Annotated in this window: 4 protein-coding genes and 1 other RNA gene; 3 read left to right on the top strand and 2 right to left on the bottom strand. The window is 69.0% G+C overall.

Features of this window, described 5'->3' with window-relative positions; all coding sequences use genetic code 11:
* Positions 1–1,396: DNA polymerase III subunit gamma/tau (gene dnaX, locus H0U68_RS01395; RefSeq protein WP_296352370.1), on the bottom strand; the 1,396-nt coding region annotated here is incomplete at its 3' end.
* Between the two features lie 67 nt (positions 1,397–1,463).
* Here dnaX and ffs point away from each other — a divergent pair.
* Positions 1,464–1,560: signal recognition particle sRNA small type (ffs, locus tag H0U68_RS01400), an RNA gene on the top strand.
* Positions 1,561–1,606: 46 nt separating this feature from the next.
* Here the strand turns inward: ffs and H0U68_RS01405 are convergent.
* Positions 1,607–1,984: a VOC family protein gene (locus H0U68_RS01405; RefSeq protein WP_296352371.1), complete on the bottom strand. Its 378-nt coding sequence runs from the start codon at positions 1,982–1,984 to the stop codon at positions 1,607–1,609.
* Between the two features lie 234 nt (positions 1,985–2,218).
* On the opposite strand from H0U68_RS01405, the gene H0U68_RS01410 reads away from it, so the two are divergent.
* Together H0U68_RS01410 and H0U68_RS01415 are read left to right on the top strand one after the other, a co-directional pair.
* A complete protein-coding gene (locus H0U68_RS01410; protein WP_296352372.1) occupies positions 2,219–3,730 on the top strand; it encodes a glycine betaine ABC transporter substrate-binding protein in 1,512 nt (503 codons plus the stop codon).
* Between the two features lie 319 nt (positions 3,731–4,049).
* A complete protein-coding gene (locus H0U68_RS01415) occupies positions 4,050–4,547 on the top strand; it encodes a hypothetical protein (protein ID WP_296352373.1) in 498 nt (165 codons plus the stop codon).
* The last annotated feature ends 159 nt before the right edge of the window (positions 4,548–4,706 follow it).

Below are 4,706 nucleotides of genomic sequence, written 5' to 3' on the forward strand. Positions count from 1 at the left end.
GCTGGGCCGTGCGGGGACCCGCTCCGGTGCCCGCCTGCGGCGGATCGACGACGGGCAGCACGCGGCCCGGAGGGGCGGCGGCGGGCCGCTGCGGCGGCGCGGGCTCTACGGGTGAGGCAGGATGCACCGGTGCAGCAGCGACGGGGTCAAGAGCGCCTGCGGCAGGAGCGGCCGTGGCCGCCGGCACGAAAGCAACGGGCACGGCTGCAACAGGCGCGGCTACGGGGGGCGCAACAACGGCAGCGGGCGCAGGCACCGGCGCGACCCGCGCAGGCTCAATCAGAGTTTTTTTTTCAGCCGCCGCGGGCTTGAAGGCCAGCAACCGCAGCAGCACCATGGTCAGCGCCGCGTACTCGTCGGGCGCCAGGCCCAGTTCGCCGCGGCCATGCAGGCAGATGCTGTAGAGCAGCTGCGTCTCGTCGGCCGGCATCAGGGCGGCCAGCCGCGCAATCTCGGCGGCATCGGGGTCCGCTTCGGCCGAGCCGGGCACGATCTGCTGCACCGCCATGCGCTGCAGCACGGCGCTCATTTCCTCGAGCGTGGAGGCCGCGCTCAGCCCGTGCAGGCGCAGCGCCTCGGAAATCTCCACCACGGTCTTGCCGTCGCCCCGGGCCAGCGCCTCGACCAGCCGGAACACGTGCGTGCGGTCCACGCTGCCCAGCATCTGGCGCACCGCGTCTTCCTTCAGCGCGCCGCCGCCGAACGCAATGGCTTGGTCGGTGAGCGACAGCGCGTCGCGCATGGAGCCGCGCGCGGCCCGCGACAGCAGGCGCAGCGCCTGCGCCTCCGCCGGCACGGCCTCGGCTTGCAGCACGTGCTGCAGGTGCTCCTGCACGGTCTCCGGCGCCATGGGCCGCAGGTTGAACTGCAGGCAGCGCGACAGCACGGTCACGGGCACCTTCTGCGGATCGGTGGTGGCCAGCACGAACTTCAGGTAGTCGGGCGGCTCTTCCAGCGTCTTCAGCATGGCGTTGAAGGCGTGGCCGGTGAGCATGTGCACTTCGTCGATCATGAAGACCTTGAAGCGGCCCTGCACCGGTTTGTAGACCGCCTGCTCCAGCAGCGACTGGACCTCGTCCACGCCGCGGTTGGAGGCCGCGTCCAGCTCGGTGTAGTCGACGAAGCGGCCGGAATCGATGTCGGTGCAGGCCTGGCACACGCCGCAGGGCGCGGCCGTGATGCCGCCCTGCCCGTCCGCCCCCTGGCAGTTGAGCGACTTGGCCAGGATGCGCGACACCGTGGTCTTGCCCACGCCGCGGGTGCCGGTGAACAGGTAGGCGTGGTGCAGCCGCTGCTGGGTGAGCGCGTTGGACAGCGCCTGCACCACGTGCTCCTGCCCCACCATCTGCGAGAAGGTCTTGGGCCGGTATTTGCGGGCGAGCACCAGGTACGACATGCGGGCGATTCTAAGGTCGGGCCACATGCGGCCTTGAGAATCCCCGGGTCGCCTACAATTCGTCCTTGACGGGCCTCCCCGCATGGTGAAGCGGCCAAATGGGTCAGGTGGGGAACCAAGCAGCCCTAACTGTGGAGCCAGTGCCGGGGGTAAGGCTCGTCAACTTCCTTCGTCGATCCCTGTGGCAATAATTCAAATTGGCGGTTGTGGTCACGGCACGGTTGTCTCCACGGCGCCCGGCGCATGCCCCACTTCAATCAGCAGGCCTCCTGGCGCCTTGCAATAGAAGCGCAAAGCGCCACGACTCATCTCCAACGGCCCGACGTCGATGCCGCCCTGGAGCAGCTTCTCGTGTTGCGCATGCACTGCTTGTTCCTCCTGCAGGAGAAAGCCCACGTGGAACATTTCCGGATATGACTCGCCCGGCTTCAGCGCCATCAAGACGACGCTGAAACCTTCGCTGTCCTCCAGGGCCGCAAAGGCTTTCGTTGCATGGCCGGTGGACAGCGAGAAGCCGAAGTGCTCGCAGAGAAAAGCAGAGGACGCAACAACGTCGGTCGAGCTGAGGTGAAGATGATTGAGATGCATGGCTGCTCCATAGATACACGGGGCCGCCGATGCAATGAACGCACACAGACGACCCCAAAGGCACAAGTGCCGGGATCGTCGTGGGTTCTCGCGCGTGAGCGTGGAGCAGAGCTCCTCAGTGGCTGAGGAGGGGTGGGGCTTACCAAAACCGACCCTGCCTTTTTCGACCTGTCGATGCTACCAAACCTCGGTGCCTGCAAACCACCTTCCGTGCATTGACGTTACCCTCGCGGCATGAACCTGCCGTCGCGCTTGCGCACGTACCTGCTGGCCCTTGCCACGGCCGCATGCTGTCTGCCCGCCCTGGCCGCCGAGCACTTGGTCGTCGGCTCCAAGCGCTTCACCGAGAGCTATATCCTCGGCGACATCATTGCCCGCAGTGCGCAATCGGCCGGCGCCGAGGCGAACCACCGGCCGGGCCTGGGCGGCACTGCCGTCCTGCTGGAGGCATTGAAGACCGGCTCTGTCGACCTCTATCCGGAATACATCGGCACGATCGAGAAGGAGATCCTCAAGCTGCCGGCCGGCAGCCCGCCGGAAACCCTGCAGCGCGAGCTCGAAAAGATCGGCCTGGCCTACGGCGTACCTCTGGGCTTCTCCAACAGCTACGCGCTTGCCATGCGCACCGACCAGGCCACTCAGCTGTCGTTGCGCACCCTCAGCGACCTGCGCGCGCACCCCGCGCTGCACATCGCGGTGTCGCAGGAATTCCTCGGGCGCGAGGACGGCTGGCCCGGCCTGTCGGCGCGCTACCAGTTGCCGCAAAAGCCCACAGGCATCGACCACGGCGTGGCCTACGAGGCGCTGGCAAACCGCCGCATCGACGTCACCGACATCTACACCACCGACTCCAAGATCGCGGAACTCGGCCTCACCGTGCTGCGCGATGACGCTGGCTACTTTCCGCGCTACGACGCGGTGCTGCTGTACCGGCTCGACCTGCCCACGCGCGCCCCGGCCGCGTGGAAGGCGCTGGCCGCGCTGGAAGGCCGCATCGACACGGCGCGGATGATCGCGATGAACGCGCAAGCCGAATTGCGCGGGCGCGCCTTCGCCGACATCGCGGCCGATTTCGTGCAGGGACGCGAGGCCGCCGCCGCTGCTTCCGCCACACGCGCCGGCGTGCGCGAACGCCTGTTCGGCCCCGACCTCGGCCGGCTCACGCGCGAGCACCTGACGCTGGTCGTCGTCTCGGTGCTGGTTGCCGTCCTCATCGGCGTGCCGCTCGGCGCGCTGGCTGCCGCGTACCGGCGCCTGTCGCACGGCATCTTGGGCGTCGTCGGGCTGCTGCAGACCATTCCCGCGCTGGCCCTGCTGGCAGCGCTGATCCCGCTGCTCGGGCGCATCGGGACCGAGCCGGCCATCGTCGCGCTCTCGCTCTATGCGCTGCTGCCGATCGTGCGCAACACGGCCACCGGGCTGGAGCAGGTGCCCATCGGCCTGAAGCAGGCCGGCGTGGCGCTGGGCATGCGCCGGGCGCAGCGCTGGCGCCACGTGGACCTGCCGCTGGCGTTTCCCGTCATCCTGGCCGGCATCAAGACCTCGGCGGTGCTCACCGTGGGGACGGCCACCATCGCCGCCTTCATCGGCGCCGGCGGCTACGGCGAGCGCATCGCGCAGGGCCTGGCGCTCAACGACGGCGCGGCGCTGCTCGCGGGCGCCATTCCGTCGGCAGTGCTGGCGGTGCTGACGCAGCTGGTGTTCGAGGTGGGAGAGCGCTGGGCGCGCGGCTCGCGGCGTTCCTGAAAGCCAAAGCTTCTCATCCGTACAGGCGTCGAATGCGCCTGCACGGCTGTCGGCTTCCGGACGACAAAACGCCTGTCGCAACTCCCACAAACCTTTCTTTACTGCACACCTACAGTGAACCATCGCCGCACGTCGTGGCGTCGGGAGGTGTGCCATGGACAGGATTCAAGCGCACGCAGTCGGTGCACAGGCAGGGAGAACCACACAAGCCAAATGGCAGGCGCCGTGCGCGGTTGCCGCAGTCGTTTGGTGCGCCGCCTGCGGCAGTGCCTGGGCACAGGCCGAGCTGCCGCCGCTCACGCTCACGCCTGAAGCTGCTGTGCTGGCGCCCACCGACAAACCTCCCCGGCTGGAGGTCAGCGCCTCCAATGCGCCGCGCCTGGACGCCGTGGACGGCAGCTGGGGCGGCCCGCGCGTGAGCATGAGCCTGCTGTCGCCGGGCACCTCCTCCATCGGCCCCACCGTGGGCATGAGCAACACCGTGCCGCAGGCCGGCGCACTTCCGGGCACCAGCGGCTTCGCCGCGCAGCCGGCCATGGACGTCGGCGTGCACTGGCGCCACACCCTGGATTCGCAGCACCGCATCGACGTGGTGGCGTCGCGGCGCGTGCCGTCGCCGGCCGACGCGCCGGCCGCGGCGCAGCTGCAGCAGCAGCCGGTCTACCGCGCCTCCATCGAGCTGAACCTGAAGCCGCAGGCGCAGCGCGGCTTCGTCGCCGAGCGCGGCTCGGTCGGCTTCCAGCTGGAAGGCGGCGGGCGCCTGATGCTGCGCGCCAAGGGCGGCCGGCCGATGGTGTACTACCGGAACACGTTCTGAGGCGCGCGGCGTTTTGTGCGCCTGCTTGGGTGGCATCGGGCAGGGGCTGGGGTGCCCGGGCTCCGGGATCACGCTCGCGGGCGTCTGCTTCGTCGCGCTGACGTCCCGTCGTCAACGCTGCTGTGCCGTGCTCACTCTGTAGCGACCGCGAATGGACCC

This window comes from Ramlibacter sp. (assembly GCF_013697775.1).
GTDB lineage: Bacteria > Pseudomonadota > Gammaproteobacteria > Burkholderiales > Burkholderiaceae_C > Ramlibacter.

Excerpts from the sequence above, each read along its gene's own strand:
- H0U68_RS01405 (WP_296352371.1), bottom strand. The coding sequence starts at position 1,984 with ATGCATCTCAATCATCTTCACCTCAGCTCGACCGACGTTGTTGCGTCC.
- H0U68_RS01410 (WP_296352372.1), top strand. The coding sequence starts at position 2,219 with ATGAACCTGCCGTCGCGCTTGCGCACGTACCTGCTGGCCCTTGCCACG.